Genomic DNA, 13,693 nt, shown 5'->3' with positions numbered 1-13,693 from the left:
AAGTGTTGACATCAACAGGAGTAGGGGAATGGTTTGCATAAGTCAATGCAAATGAGAAGCATTCGCAACTGGCACTTTTCAAACCGGACGCCCTTGGCTAGTGTACGGCCATGAAACAGAACAAGAATCGTGTCGAAGAACTGGAAGGCGTGTTGCGGGATGGCGGCGTGCGCGTGACGCGCCAGCGTGCCGCAATCCTGAAGATCCTCGCCACCGCAGAAGACCATCCGGATGCAAACGAACTGCATCGCCGGGCGAAGGAAATCGACGCCACCGTCTCGCTGTCGACGGTCTACCGGACGTTGTCAGCGCTTGAGCAACAGGGCGTGGTGCAGCGCCATGCCTTCGAGAGTGCGACCGCTCGCTTCGAGACCGCCGACGCGCCGCATCATGACCACCTGATCGATATCGACACCGGCGCGGTGATCGAGTTCCGCTCCGACAAGATCGAGCAGCTTCAGGCGGAAATCGCCGCCGAACTCGGCTATGACCTCGTGCGTCACCGGCTGGAACTCTACTGCCGCAAGCGCAAGGACTGAGGCGTCGGCAATGGCGCGCCAAACGGCGCGCGCAATCTCTTTTCTTTATCCGTAAGTGGGCTCAGCCGCGGTCGGCGATCGCGGCGGGGCTTCGCCGTGCCGGGATGGTCATGGCCGCGACCCCGACGATGACGCAGCCAAGGCCGATCCAGGCAGTGTCGGACAGCCGTTCGCCGAGAAAGAGCGCACCGATGGCAACGCCGATCGGCACGCGCAGATAGGCCTGGGCCGTGGCGCCGACCGAGCCCAGCGTCTGGATCAGCCGGAAGTAGATGGCAAAGGCAAGGGCGGTCGAGAACACGGCGAGGCCGACGAGCGCCAGCAACGACCCCGCCGATGGTGCCAGCGTCCAGGGCCTGTCGACGACGAGGCTTACCGGGATCAGCAGCGCAGCACCGGCAATCAACGATCCGGCGGCGGGCATCATCGGGTCGAGCCCCTTGAAGCCGCGACCGAAGATGGCCGCACCCGCGTAGCAGACGGTGGCGAGCACGACGGCGAGCTGCGGCAGCAACTGTTCGCCGAGCCCGCCGAAGGCCTCCATGCCGATGATCAGGCTGATGCCGGTCATGCCGGCGAGGATGCCGACGAGCTTGCGGGCCGTGACCGCCTCGTGGCGGGTGATCAGCGCCGTCATCAGGAAGGCAAAGATCGGCGTCGTTGCATTGAGGATCGAGGCGATGCCGGCATCGATCGTCTGCTCGGCCCAGGCGATCAGCGTGAAGGGCACGACGCTGTTGAGGCAGGCCTGGAACAGGAAGCGCCGCCAGGTTGCCGCGTCACGCGGCAGGCTGAGGCCGCGCCAGCGCAGAACGGCAAGAAGAAGCGTGCCGGCAATCAGGGTGCGGGCGGCAATCAGCGTGACCGGCGGAATGGTCTCGATGCCGATCTTGATGAAGGTGTAGGAGGCGCCCCAAAGCGTTGCGAGCGCCAGAAGCAACAGGAGTTCGAGGGAGAGGTTGATCTTGGCCATCGGGGTCGCATCCTTGCGTCGTCATTGTTGCCATCGTTCTAGCGCGACGCCGGCGGCGGATGCTTCGTTGGTGGTCGAAGTATCGGGATCTTGCCGTGTGAAAAGCGAAACCCCGGCTTTCGTGGGAAAGCCGGGGTTTCGCGATTGCAAAGGGTTCAATGGCTGTCGGCAAGCTTGGCAGCATTGACGCTGGCTGTGCTTTCGAACCTGAGACCGTTGAAGAAGGCGTTGAGCACGACCGCCGAGATCGAGGCAAGCACGATGCCGGACTCGATGATCGGGTGGATCGCATGCGGCAGCCAGATCAGGAAGTTCGGCGCGATCAGCGGGATCAGGCCGAAGCCGACCGAGACGGCGACCACGAAGAGGTTGTTGCGCGATGACTTGAAATCGACGGTCGACAGGATGCGCACGCCGGTGGCCGCGACCATGCCGAACATGACCAGGCCGGCGCCGCCGAGCACGAAGGTCGGAACCGCTTCGACGAGTGCGCCCATCTTCGGGATCAGGCCGAGCGCGATCATGATGACGCCCCCCATCACGCAGACGTAGCGGCTCTTGACGCCTGTGACGCCGACAAGGCCGACATTCTGCGAGAAGCTCGTATAGGGGAAGGTGTTGAACAGGCCGCCGATCATGGTGCCGAGGCCATCGACCCTGAGGCCGGCCGTCAACTGCTGCCGCGAGACTTCGCGGTTGGTGATTTCGCCGAGTGCCAGGAACATGCCGGTCGATTCGATCATGACGACGATCATCACCAGCGACATGGTGGCGATCAGCACCGGATCGAAGATCGGCATGCCGAAGCGCAGCGGCGTGACGACGGCAAACCAGCCGGCATCGGCCACCCGGTCGAAATGCATCATGCCGAGTGCTGCGGCGACGACGCAGCCGACGACGACGCCGGTCAGTACCGCGATGTTGCTGATCAATCCGCGGCCGAAGCGGGCAATCACGAGAATGGAGAGGAGCACGAAGCCGGCAAGCGCAATGTGGCTCGGCTCGGCGTAGAGCGGGTTCGGCACGCTGGCGCCAAGCACCAGGCCATCCGGAACCGCCGGGCCTCCGGTGGCCGCGGCCTTCTTGAGCTCCGCCAGCCATTCCGCATGGGTCGGATCGACGAGCTTGGGTGCGGTCGGGCCGAAGGGATTGCCGAAGATCCAGTTCACGCCGACGCGCATCAGCGAAACGCCGATGACGAGAATGATCGTGCCGGTGACCACAGGGGGGAAGAACCTCAGGAGCCGGCCCATGACCGGGGCAAGCAGCAGCGCGACGAGGCCGGCGCCGATGATGGCGCCGAAGATCATCCGGGCACCCTCCTGTCCAGGCGTCATCGCTGCCATCGACACCATCGGGCCGACCGAGGCGAAGGTGACGCCCATCATGACCGGAAGCCGGATGCCGATGCTGCGGCCGACGCCCAGCGACTGGATGATGGTGACGAGGCCGCAAACGAAAAGATCGGCCGAAATCAGAAAAGCGACGTCCTGAGGGCTGAGCTGCAAGGCGCGGCCGACGATCAGGGGTACGGCGACGGCGCCACCATACATGACAAGGACATGCTGTAGCCCGAGGGTCGCAAGCCTGCCCACGGGCAGCCTTTCGTCCACGGGGTGTATGCTGGAAACGTCGCTCATGGTTCCTCCTCCCATTGCATCGACCAGTCCGGCCCCCCGTCCTCCAACAGGGGAACCGCTATCTTCGGTTGTCGAGACAGAATGTCGCAAGTCTTGCCGGAACGAAAACACTTTCCGGATTCCGGGGGGAATTGTCGAGGGATGATTGGGGCGGGAAAGGTCCGGATTTGACCGTCGAACGGCTCTGACCGGGCAGGTCTTGCCGAAGAAAGCCCCAAGGCGTGGCGAAGAACGAGGTGATCCTAGCAACGATGCAACGTTGCTGCAATGCGAAACGACGATGGTTCGTCGCGCCGGGTGCGAAGGTTCCGCCACGGTTCGTTTGGGATCATGTCGATGAAATCTTGCAGATTGGCCTTTTCATCTCCCGGTCGTGCGCTTCTCGCGCTGCTGATCGTTCTCTGGCCGGCGGTTGCCGGGGCGAGCGGCGTGAGCTTCCAGGGGCAATGGCAGCAGGTGGTCTCCGGCGCCGGTGACTGCGAGAGCTGCTCGGTCGAGATCCGGCGGAACGGCCCCGTGCTCAAGGTGACGGGCAGGGACGGATGGTTCGCGGTGACCCATCTCGGCCGGGTCGAGGGTTCGAGTGCCGAAGGCATCGGTCGCTGGAACGAGGATGGCGCCAGCCTTTATCGCGGCAAGCCTTTCGACATCCGCATCACGATCGTTGACGAGCATCTCTACATGGACATGAGCGTGCGGATGGATGACGGCTCGACGCAGGCCATCAGGGCAATCTTCGACAAGCGCCGGTTAGAGAAGTCCGGGCGCCTGCGGCTTGCCCACATGTAGGCGTGGTCGGGCTCTCGCGCATGCTGGCAAAGAAATACCGGGGCCGTTGCCGACCCCGGTGCCGCATCTCCTGAAAGGAAAAGGCCGCCCGGTTTGGGGCGGCCTTCCTGTTACTTCTGCCAGCTCTTGACCAGATCGTCGTAGTTGACGGTCTGCGGCTTTTCCTTCTCGTTCTCGATCTTCAGCTGCGGAGCGAGGTTGCCCTTGGAAACGGCGTCCTTGTTCCAGTACTCGAGATCGTGCTCTTCGGCGAGCTTCGGACCGATGTCGCCCTGAACGCCCGAGCGTTCGAGACGGGAGAGAACCTTCTCCTGCTCCGCGCACAGCGAGTCCATGGCTTCCTGAGCGGTCTTGGCACCCGAGGATGCATCGCCGATCGCCTGCCACCACAGCTGAGCCAGCTTCGGATAGTCAGGAACGTTCGTACCGGTCGGCGACCACTGCAGGCGGGCCGGCGAACGGTAGAACTCGATCAGACCGCCGAGCTTCGGCGCGCGGTCCGTGAAGCTCTTGTGGTCGAGCGTCGACTGGCGGATGAAGGTGAGGCCGACATGGCTCTTCTTCACGTCGACAGTCTTCGAGGTGACGAACTGCGCATAGAGCCAGGCGGCCTTGGCGCGGTCGTCAGGCGTGGACTTCAGCAGCGTCCAGGAACCGGCGTCCTGGTAACCGAGCTTCATGCCGTCCTTCCAGTAGACGCCATGCGGGCTCGGAGCAAAACGCCACTTCGGCGTGCCGTCCTCGTTGACAACAGGAAGACCCGGCTTCACGAAGTCGGCGGTGAACGCCGTGTAGGTGAACATCTGCTGGGCGACTTCGCCCTGCGACGGAACCGGGCCGGATTCCGAGAAGGTCATGCCCTGGGCGGCAGCCGGAGCGTAAGCCTTCATCCAGTCGAGGTACTTCTGGATGGAGTAGACGGCAGCCGGGCCGTTGGTGTCGCCACCGCGGGCAACGCAGGAACCGACCGGACGCGAGTTCTCGTCGACCTTGATGCCCCACTCGTCGACCGGCTTGCCGTTCGGGATGCCCTTGTCGCCGTTGCCGGCCATCGACAGCCAGGCGTCGGTGAAGCGCCAGCCGAGCGACGGGTCCTTCTTGCCGTAGTCCATGTGGCCATAGACCTTCTTGCCGTCGACTTCGCGGCCGGTGAAGAACTCGGCGATGTCTTCGTAAGCGGACCAGTTGACCGGAACGCCGAGGTCGTAGCCGTACTTCGCCTTGAAGTCCGCCTTGTTCTTCTCGTCGTTGAACCAGTCGTAGCGGAACCAGTAGAGGTTCGCGAACTGCTGGTCGGGCAGCTGGTAGAGCTTACCGTCCGGTGCTGTCGTGAAGGACTTGCCGATGAAGTCGTCGATGTCGAGGTTCGGGTTGGTGACGTCCTTGCCTTCATTGGCCATGAAGTCGGTCAGGCTGCGGGCCTGCTGGTAGCGCCAATGGGTACCGATCAGATCCGAGTCGTTGATATAGGCGTCATAGACGTTCTCGCCCGACTGCATCTGCGTCTGCAGCTTTTCGACGACGTCGCCTTCGCCGATCAGGTCGTGGGTGATCTTGATGCCGGTGATGTCGGAGAAGGCCTTGGCCAGCGTCTTCGATTCGTATTCATGGGTGGTGATCGTTTCGGAAACGACCTTGATTTCCATGCCGGCAAAGGGCTTCGCCGCATCGACGAACCACTGCATTTCGGCTTCCTGGGCCGCGCGGTCGAGCGAGGACATGTCGCCGATCTCGCTGTCGAGGAACTTCTTGGCTTCGTCCATGCCGGCAAAAGCGCTGCCGGTGAATGCCAGCAGCATAGCTGCCGTCGTAGTCAAAAGATGCCGTCGCATAATTCCCTCCCTTAGGTTTGCGAATGCGGTTCTTTGGCTTTCGAGGGGTCGCTGGTTTAGCGGCCCCTCAAATCGGTTCGCCTCAGACGTAGCGGAAGACGCCGACGGCATAGACCAGGGAGAGCGCGAGCGCCCACCACAGGTTCTGCCCACCGACGAAGCCGAGCCATGCGAGGTGAATGAAGGCGCTGCCGAGCAGCGACACGAAGAGGCGATCGCCCCGTGTCGTCTCGAAGCGCAGGATGCCGACGCGCGGGTTGCCACCGGGCGAGGCATATTCCCAGACCGCCATCATCGACAGCAGTGCGAAGATCGTCAGGAAGAACATGGCCGACGGAAACGACCAGGCCATCCAGCCACCGGGGATGAGCGGCGCGAACCAGTCGCGCGCGCCGTCCTTGATCGGCAGCATGCTGAAGAGCAGCCCCGCAACGGTGGCGTAGACGACGAGAACGGCGGCAAACGGCAGCTGCCAGCGGGCCTTGCGAACGGGTTGAGCGGTCATCATACCCTCCCCAGGGCAAAGCCCTTGGCGATGTAGTTGCGAACGAAATAGATCACCAATGCCCCCGGGATGATGGTGAGCACACCGGCCGCGGCGAGCACACCCCAGTCGAGACCGGAGGCGGAAACCGTGCGGGTCATGGTGGCGGCGATCGGCTTGGCGTCCGTGGTCGTCAGCGTGCGGGCAAGCAAGAGTTCGACCCACGAGAACATGAAGCAGAAGAAGGCGGCGACACCGATGCCGGAGGCGATCAGCGGCATGAAGATCTTCACGAAGAAGCGCGGGAACGAGTAACCGTCGATGTAGGCGGTTTCGTCGATCTCCTTCGGCACGCCCGACATGAAGCCTTCCAGGATCCAGACGGCGAGCGGCACGTTGAACAGGCAGTGTGCAAGCGCCACTGCGATGTGCGTGTCGATCAGGCCGAAGGCCGAATAGAGCTGGAAGAAGGGCAGCGCGAAGACGGCCGGCGGCGCCATGCGGTTGGTCAAGAGCCAGAAGAACAGGTGCTTGTCGCCGAGGAAGCGGTAGCGCGAGAAGGCATAGGCCGCCGGCAGCGCTGCCGTCACCGAGATCACCGTGTTCATGACCACGTAGATGATCGAGTTGATGTAGCCGTTGTACCAGGAGGGATCGGTGAAGATCACCTCATAGTTCCGGAGCGTCGGATTGACCGGCCAGAGCGAGAAGGTGCTGAGGATCTCGCTCGTTTCCTTGAAGCTCATGTTGACGAGCCAATAGATCGGCAGGAGCAGGAAGACGATGTAGATCGTCGGCACCAGCCAGGAAAGGCGTTCGGTAAGCGGTTGTTTTTGCATTTTGTTTCTCCTCCCGCCTTTGTCAGCCCTGCGCGTCGCTCGTGGTCATCACGGTGTAGAAGATCCACGAGAGCAGCAGGATGATGAGGAAGTAGATGATCGATAGCGCTGCCGCCGGACCGAGGTCGAACTGGCCGATGGCCGTCTTGACGAGGTCGATCGACAGGAAGGTGGTCGAGTTGCCCGGGCCGCCGCCGGTGACGACGAAGGGCTCGGTGTAGATCATGAAGCTGTCCATGAAACGCAGCAGGAAGGCGATCAGCAGAACGCGCTTCATCTTCGGCAACTGGATGTAGCGGAACACCGACCAGCGCGAAGCGCCGTCGATCTTGGCCGCCTGGTAATAGGCGTCGGGGATCGAGACGAGGCCGGCATAGCAGAGCAGCACGACGAGGCTCGTCCAGTGCCAGACGTCCATGACGATCAGCGTGACCCAGGCGGCAACGGGGTTCTGCACGTAGTTGTAGTTGATGCCGATCGCTTCGAGCGTGCGGCCGAGCAGGCCGATGTCGACGCGGCCGAAGACCTGCCAGATGGTGCCGACGACGTTCCACGGGATCAGGAGCGGGAGCGCCATCAGGACGAGGCACACCGGCACGCCGAGACCCTTCTTCGGCATGTTGAGCGCGATGATGATGCCGAGCGGGATTTCGATGGCGAGAATGATCGCCGAGAAGATCAGGTTGCGGCTGAGCGCGTCCCAGAAGCGGTCGGAGGTCAGCACCTGGACGTACCAGTCGGTGCCGGCCCAGAAGAACTGGTTGTTGCCGAAGGTGTCCTGGACCGAATAGTTGACGACGGTCATCAGCGGGATGACGGCCGAGAAGGCGACCAGCACGAGGACCGGCAGCACCATGAACCAGGCCTTGTTGTTCCAGGTTTTCTCCATGGTCAGGCCTCCTCGCCGACGCGCCAGGAATCGGCGTAGATGTTGATGGCTTTCGGATCGAAGGTGACGCGCGGTTCGGCGGGGATCTCACCGTCTTCATCGACGATGATCGAGATCGGCTGGTCGGCAAAACGGGCGCGCACGATCTTGTGGCGGCCGATATCCTCGACCTTGGTGATCGCGACCGGCATGCCTTCGCGACCGAGCGAGACGAATTCCGGGCGGATACCGAGCTCGGTCTTGGCGCCGGCCTTGACCTTGGGCTGGAAGGTGAGGCCCAATTTCTCGCCGCCGATCGTCGCCGTGCCGCCGTCGAGCTTGACCGGCAACACGTTCATGCCCGGCGAGCCGATGAAGTAGCCGACAAAGGTGTGGCGCGGGCGCTCGAAGAGCTCTGCCGGCGTGCCGATCTGCACGATCTGGCCGTCATACATGACGACGACCTTGTCGGCGAAGGTCAGTGCCTCGGTCTGGTCGTGGGTGACGTAGACCATGGTGAAGCCGAACTGCTTGTGCAGCCGCTTGATCTGCGAGCGCAGCACCCATTTCATTTCCGGGTCGATGACGGTCAGCGGCTCGTCGAACAGGATGGCGCTGACGTCGTTGCGCACGAGGCCGCGACCGAGCGAGATCTTCTGCTTCTGGTCGGCGGTAAGTCCGCGAGCCGTCTTCTTCGCCCAGCCGCCAAGGCCGATCATTTCGATCGTTTCCTTGACGCGGCGGTCGACCTCGGCCTCCGGCACATGCCGGTTGCGCAGGGGGAAGGCGAGATTGTCGTAGACCGTCATCGTGTCGTAGATGACCGGGAACTGGAACACCTGGGCGATGTTGCGTTCCTGGGTCGACAGATGCGTCACGTCCTTGCCGTCGAAGAGGATCTCTCCTTCGGACGGATTGATCAGGCCGGAGATGATATTGAGCAGGGTGGTCTTGCCGCAGCCGGAGGGACCGAGCAGCGCATAGGCGCCGCCGTCGTTCCACTCGTGGTGCACTTCCTTCAGCGCGTAGTCGTTTTCCGACTTCGGCTTGGCGCCATAGGCGTGGCGGATATGGTTGAGATTGATGCGTGCCATGTTTTCCTCCCAGCGCCCCCTTTAGGCCGCGCCGCCGATGGCGCGTCCGTCCGGCCCGAAGGCCATGAGGTGGCGGGTATCGACGAAGACATCCAGGGTCGCGTCGGGTTCGATGTCGTGAATGCCCGGCGCCAGCATCACCCAGCGCGCATTGGCAAAGCCGACGTGAATGAAGCTTTCCGAGCCGGCGATCTCGGAGATTGCGGTCTTGACGGTGAGCGCATCGCCGCCGCCATGCGGGCGGTCGAACGAAATATGGTGCGGCTGGAAGGCGACGGTGCAGGGGCCGTCGGCGATGCCAGCCAGATGCGTGGGCACCGTCAGCACCGGCTTGCCGTCGAGCGTGAAGGCCGCGCCCGACTTGACCAGTTCGATGCAGTTGAGCGGCGGATCGGCAAAGGTGCGGGCGGTGATCAGGTCAACCGGGCGACGATAGACGTCGATCGTCCTGCCGAACTGGGTGATGCGGCCCTGGCTGAGGGCTGCGGTGTTGCCGCCAAGAAGCAGCGCTTCCGACGGCTCGGTCGTCGCATAGACGAAGATCGCGCCGGAGGCCGAAAAGATCTTCGGCAGTTCCTCGCGCAATTCCTCGCGCAGCTTGTAATCGAGGTTGGCGAGCGGTTCGTCGAGCAGCACGAGATCGGCATTCTTGACGATCGCGCGGGCAAGTGCGGTGCGCTGCTGCTGGCCGCCCGAGAGGTTCAGGGGCGTGCGGTCGAGATAGGGTGTCAGCTTCAAGAGATCGGCGGCCTTGCGCACTTCGCGGTCGATCGTGGCGGCGTCGGCGCCGCTGATGCGCATCGGCGAGGCGATGTTCTCATAGACCGTCATCGCCGGATAGTTGATGAACTGCTGGTAGACCATGGCGACCGAGCGCTTCTGCACCGGCAGGCCGGTGACGTCGGCACCGTCGAAAATGAGCGAACCGGAGGCGGGCTTGTCGAGGCCGGCCATCAGCCGCATCAGCGACGTCTTGCCGGAAAGGGTCGGGCCGAGCAGAACGTTCAGCGACCCCCTCTCCAGCACCAGGTCGGTCGGGTAGATATGCGTCTCCCCGCCCACGACCTTGGATATCTTCTTCATTTCAAGCATTGAATTCTCCACCCAGCCCTAAGGCAGTCCGAGCGTTTTCCACCCCAGCGCGGAAACGCTCTATCTCATCGGTCTTCTGCATTTCCGGACGCGGGCGCCCGTGTAAATGCACTGCATGCGAGCGCTCTCAGGCGGCTGCGTTGGCCGCGCCCCGCATGTATTCCTCCAGCGCTACCGCCTCGCCCGGCGTCAGCTTCAATCCCAGCTTCGTGCGCCGCCACAGCACGTCCTCGGCGTGCCGTGCCCATTCCTGCGTCATCAGCCACTTGACCTCGGCCTCGTAGAGGTCGGCGCCGAAATGGTGGCCAAGAGCGGCCTCGTTCGACGCCGAACCGAGTAGCGCGGCGGCGCGCGTGCCATAGAGGCGCACGAGGCGACGCGCATGCTGCGGCGAAAGGAAGGGATATTGCTTCTGCAGTCTTGCGACTTCGTCGCCGTAGCCCTGGGCAGGAAAATCACCGCCCGGAAGCCTGGAGCCGGCCGTCCATTTCGACCCCTTGACGCCGATCGCCTCGCCGATCTTTTCGAGGGCGGACTCGCCGAGACGGCGATAGGTCGTGAGCTTGCCGCCGAAGACGTTGAGCAGCGGTGCCGCACCCTTGTCGCCCTCGACCCGCAGCACGTAGTCGCGCGTTGCTTCCTGCGCCTTGCTGGCGCCATCGTCGTAAAGCGGGCGAACGGCCGAATAGGTCCAGACGATATCGTCCTTCGTCACCGGCTCGAGGAAATACTCGCTCGCGGCCTGGCAGAGATAATCGACCTCGGTGTCGCTGATGCGCACATCGGCCGGGTTGCCGGTATAGTCGCGGTCGGTGGTGCCGATCAGCGTGAAATCTTCTTCGTAAGGGATGGCGAACATGATGCGGCCATCCGGGTTCTGGAAGAAGTAGGCGCGCGGATCGTCGAACTTCTTCTTCACGACGATATGGCTGCCCTGCACGAGGCGGACATTGTGCACATCGTTCTTGCCGAGTGCGCCCGAGAGAACCGCGTCGACCCAGGGGCCGGCAGCGTTGATGAGCATGCGGGCCTTGAGCGTCTTGCGTTCGCCGGTTGCCTGGTTTTCGGTTTCGATCGTCCAGAGGGCGCCGTCGCGCCGTGCCGAGACGACGCGGGTGCGCGCCATGATCACGGCGCCGCGGTCGGCAGCGTCGCGGGCGTTGAGCACCACCAGGCGGGCGTCGTTGACCCAGCCGTCGGAATATTCGAACGCCTTGTTGAACAGGCGCTTCAGCGGCTTGCCGGCGGGATCGCGGTTCATGTCCAGCGTCGCCGTTGCCGGCAGCAGCTTGCGGCCGCCAATATGATCATAAAGGAAGAGGCCGAGGCGGATCAGCCAGGCCGGGCGCAGGCCGCCCTTGTGATAGGGCAGTACGAAGCGCATCGGCCAGATGACGTGCGGCGCCATCGCCCACAGCACTTCGCGCTCCATCAGCGCTTCGCGCACGAGGCGGAATTCGTAATGTTCGAGGTAGCGCAAGCCGCCGTGAATGAGCTTGGTGGAGCCGGAGGACGTGCCGGAGGCGAAATCGTTCATTTCGGCCAGGGCGACCGAGTATCCACGGCCGACCGCGTCGCGCGCGATGCCGCATCCGTTGATGCCGCCGCCGATGACGAAGACGTCGTAGATTGCCTGCTCTGACACTGCTGTTTCCCCTCCACATTTCGCGATGCACAAATTGATGCATCAGCGAAAGTGAAATCAGTTAAAACGAAAACATATCGAATGTCAAACGAATGCACTGCGAATCTTAAGGGGTGTCTAAATCTCCGGCTTCAGGCGTCGGTTTCGATCAGGCGAACATCCTGTTCGACACAGATTTTCCTGACATTTTCGAGCGTGCAGCGATCGGTGATGAAGGTTTGAACCTGCGATATATGGCCGATGCGAACAGGCGCGGTTCTTTCGAACTTTGTCGAGTCGGAAACCAGGATGACATGGCGGGCATTGGCGATGATCGCCTGGGCGACTTTCACTTCGCGAAAATCGAAATCGAGCAGGGCCCCGTCATGGTCGATCGCCGACGCGCCAATGACAGCGAAGTCGACCTTGAACTGCTTGATGAAGTCGACGGCGGCCTCGCCGACGATGCCGCCGTCCGAGCCGCGCACAACGCCGCCGGTGATCACCACCTCGATCGAGGGGAAGACGCGTAAGCGGTTGGCGACATTGATGTTGTTGGTGATGACCATCAGTTCCTTGTGGTCGAGCAGAGCCTCGCCCACGGCTTCGGTCGTCGTGCCGATGTTGATGAAAAGCGACGCGTTGTCGGGGATGAGCTCGGCGGCGGCCTTGCCGATTGCCTGTTTCTCCAGTGCCGCGATCTGGCGGCGGGCGTCGTATTTGACGTTTTCCTTGCCGCTCGGGAAGATGGCACCGCCATGAATGCGGTTCAGGATCTTGGCGTCGCAGAGATCGTTCAGGTCCTTTCGGATGGTTTGCGGCGTGACGGAAAAGCGCTGCGCCAGCTCCTCGACCAGCACCCGACCCTCGCTTTTTGCCAGTTCCAGGATCTCCTCCTGCCGACCGGTCAAATACATTCCGTCCTCCCCATTTTCGTTTTGTTTCATAATATGCAAAAACGAAAGCCGTGCAATTTCAGAATCGGCGTTTGCGGCGAAATCGCTTTCGCAGCGAGGCCAGGGTGTCGGCGCGCGTTGCATTCGCTACGGCGATAGGCGACCCTGCCTCAGGAGTGAAGAGGGGAAAGACATGTTTCATCCGGCCTTGTTCAAGGGCATGACCGTCGTAATCACCGGTGCCGGGCGCGGCATCGGGCTGGAGGTTGCCCGCCAGTTCCTGGATTGCGGCGCGCATGTGCTCGTCCATGCCGGCCGGTCGATCGGCGACCTGCCCGATTTTCTCGAAACGGCGGCGACGGAAGGGCGGGCCTATGTGGCGACAGCGGACTTTCTCGCGCCGGATGGTGTCGAGGGGCTCGCCGATGTCGTGCGCAGCCGGTTCGAGAGTGTCGATATCCTGATCAACAATGCCGGCACGATGGTCGGCCGCTTCCCGGCGGCGGAACTGACCGACGAGCAGTACCAGACCGTCGTCCAGCTCAACCAGACCGCCGTCGTCGAGATGACGCGGGCGATGCTGCCGCTGTTGCGCAAGGGTACGCACCCGGCGATCGTCAACACGGTGTCGATCTCGGCACTGACCGGCGGCAGCGCCGGGTCGTCGATCTATTCGGCGACGAAGGCCTTCGTCTCCACCTATTCCAAGGCCTTGGCGCGGGAACTTGCGCCCGAGGGCATCCGGGTCAATTGTGTTTCGCCGGGCACGATCACCACCGACTTCCACGAGCGCTACTCGTCGCCGGAGAAGCTGGAGGCGACCCGCAAGACCATTCCGCTCGGGCGGCTCGGGACTGCGGAAGACTGCGCGCCGGTCTATCTCTTCCTCGCCTCGTATGCCTTGTCGGGCTACATCACCGGTCAGGTGCTGGAAGTGAATGGCGGGCAGCTGATTGCATGAGTGCGTGTTCAGCGTCGCCCCTCATCCGCCTGCCGGCACCTTCTCCCCGCAGGCGGGGAGAA

The 13,693-nt window shown here is 62.8% G+C and carries 13 protein-coding genes; 3 read left to right on the top strand and 10 right to left on the bottom strand.

The window, feature by feature from the left end:
• Positions 1–110 precede the first annotated feature (110 nt).
• Positions 111–539 (top strand): Fur family transcriptional regulator, encoded by a 429-nt coding sequence (locus L981_RS17920; RefSeq protein ID WP_034802472.1) that lies wholly within the window; start codon positions 111–113, stop codon positions 537–539.
• 61 nt (positions 540–600) lie between these two features.
• Here the strand turns inward: L981_RS17920 and L981_RS17915 are convergent, their stop codons facing one another.
• Both L981_RS17915 and L981_RS17910 read right to left on the bottom strand, forming a co-directional pair.
• Positions 601–1,512, bottom strand: coding sequence for a DMT family transporter (locus tag L981_RS17915; RefSeq protein WP_043619122.1), 912 nt, complete (start codon positions 1,510–1,512; stop codon positions 601–603).
• A 155-nt stretch (positions 1,513–1,667) separates the two neighbouring features.
• On the bottom strand, positions 1,668–3,152 hold the full coding sequence (locus L981_RS17910; protein WP_043619119.1) for a nucleobase:cation symporter-2 family protein: 1,485 nt from the start codon (positions 3,150–3,152) through the stop codon (positions 1,668–1,670).
• 336 nt (positions 3,153–3,488) lie between these two features.
• Here L981_RS17910 and L981_RS17905 point away from each other — a divergent pair, with 336 nt between their 5' ends.
• Positions 3,489–3,941 (top strand): hypothetical protein, encoded by a 453-nt coding sequence (locus L981_RS17905; RefSeq protein ID WP_156134131.1) that lies wholly within the window; start codon positions 3,489–3,491, stop codon positions 3,939–3,941.
• A gap of 110 nt (positions 3,942–4,051) precedes the next feature.
• On the opposite strand, the gene L981_RS17900 is transcribed toward L981_RS17905, so the two are convergent.
• The 8 genes from L981_RS17900 to L981_RS17865 form a co-directional block, all read right to left on the bottom strand.
• Positions 4,052–5,773 carry an ABC transporter substrate-binding protein gene (locus L981_RS17900; RefSeq protein WP_043619113.1) on the bottom strand — a complete coding sequence of 574 codons (1,722 nt, stop codon included), beginning with the start codon at positions 5,771–5,773 and terminating at the stop codon, positions 4,052–4,054.
• An 82-nt stretch (positions 5,774–5,855) separates the two neighbouring features.
• On the bottom strand, positions 5,856–6,278 hold the full coding sequence (locus L981_RS17895) for a DUF2160 domain-containing protein (RefSeq protein ID WP_043619110.1): 423 nt from the start codon (positions 6,276–6,278) through the stop codon (positions 5,856–5,858).
• Positions 6,278–7,096 (bottom strand): carbohydrate ABC transporter permease, encoded by an 819-nt coding sequence (locus tag L981_RS17890; RefSeq protein ID WP_043619107.1) that lies wholly within the window; start codon positions 7,094–7,096, stop codon positions 6,278–6,280. The genes L981_RS17895 and L981_RS17890 overlap by 1 nt, the downstream gene beginning before the upstream one ends.
• A gap of 22 nt (positions 7,097–7,118) precedes the next feature.
• Entirely contained in the window at positions 7,119–7,985 is an 867-nt protein-coding gene (locus tag L981_RS17885) for a carbohydrate ABC transporter permease (RefSeq protein ID WP_034802451.1), read from the bottom strand.
• Between the two features lie 2 nt (positions 7,986–7,987).
• A complete protein-coding gene (locus L981_RS17880; RefSeq protein WP_043619104.1) occupies positions 7,988–9,058 on the bottom strand; it encodes an ABC transporter ATP-binding protein in 1,071 nt (356 codons plus the stop codon).
• 21 nt (positions 9,059–9,079) lie between these two features.
• On the bottom strand, positions 9,080–10,150 hold the full coding sequence (locus tag L981_RS17875; RefSeq protein WP_043619102.1) for an ABC transporter ATP-binding protein: 1,071 nt from the start codon (positions 10,148–10,150) through the stop codon (positions 9,080–9,082).
• Between the two features lie 127 nt (positions 10,151–10,277).
• Positions 10,278–11,795, bottom strand: a complete 1,518-nt coding sequence (gene glpD / locus L981_RS17870) for a glycerol-3-phosphate dehydrogenase (RefSeq protein ID WP_043619093.1) — start codon at positions 11,793–11,795, stop codon at positions 10,278–10,280.
• 131 nt (positions 11,796–11,926) lie between these two features.
• On the bottom strand, positions 11,927–12,691 hold the full coding sequence (locus L981_RS17865; RefSeq protein WP_043619091.1) for a DeoR/GlpR family DNA-binding transcription regulator: 765 nt from the start codon (positions 12,689–12,691) through the stop codon (positions 11,927–11,929).
• Between the two features lie 172 nt (positions 12,692–12,863).
• Between L981_RS17865 and L981_RS17860 the strand changes: the two genes are divergently transcribed.
• A complete protein-coding gene (locus tag L981_RS17860) occupies positions 12,864–13,631 on the top strand; it encodes an SDR family NAD(P)-dependent oxidoreductase (RefSeq protein ID WP_043619088.1) in 768 nt (255 codons plus the stop codon).
• The last annotated feature ends 62 nt before the right edge of the window (positions 13,632–13,693 follow it).

Origin of the sequence: Ensifer sp. ZNC0028 (assembly GCF_000799055.1) — a bacterium.
In the GTDB taxonomy this organism is placed as follows: domain Bacteria; phylum Pseudomonadota; class Alphaproteobacteria; order Rhizobiales; family Rhizobiaceae; genus Ensifer.
Note: the sequence above shows the minus strand (reverse complement) of the source record. Positions and strands in the feature narration are given on the sequence as shown.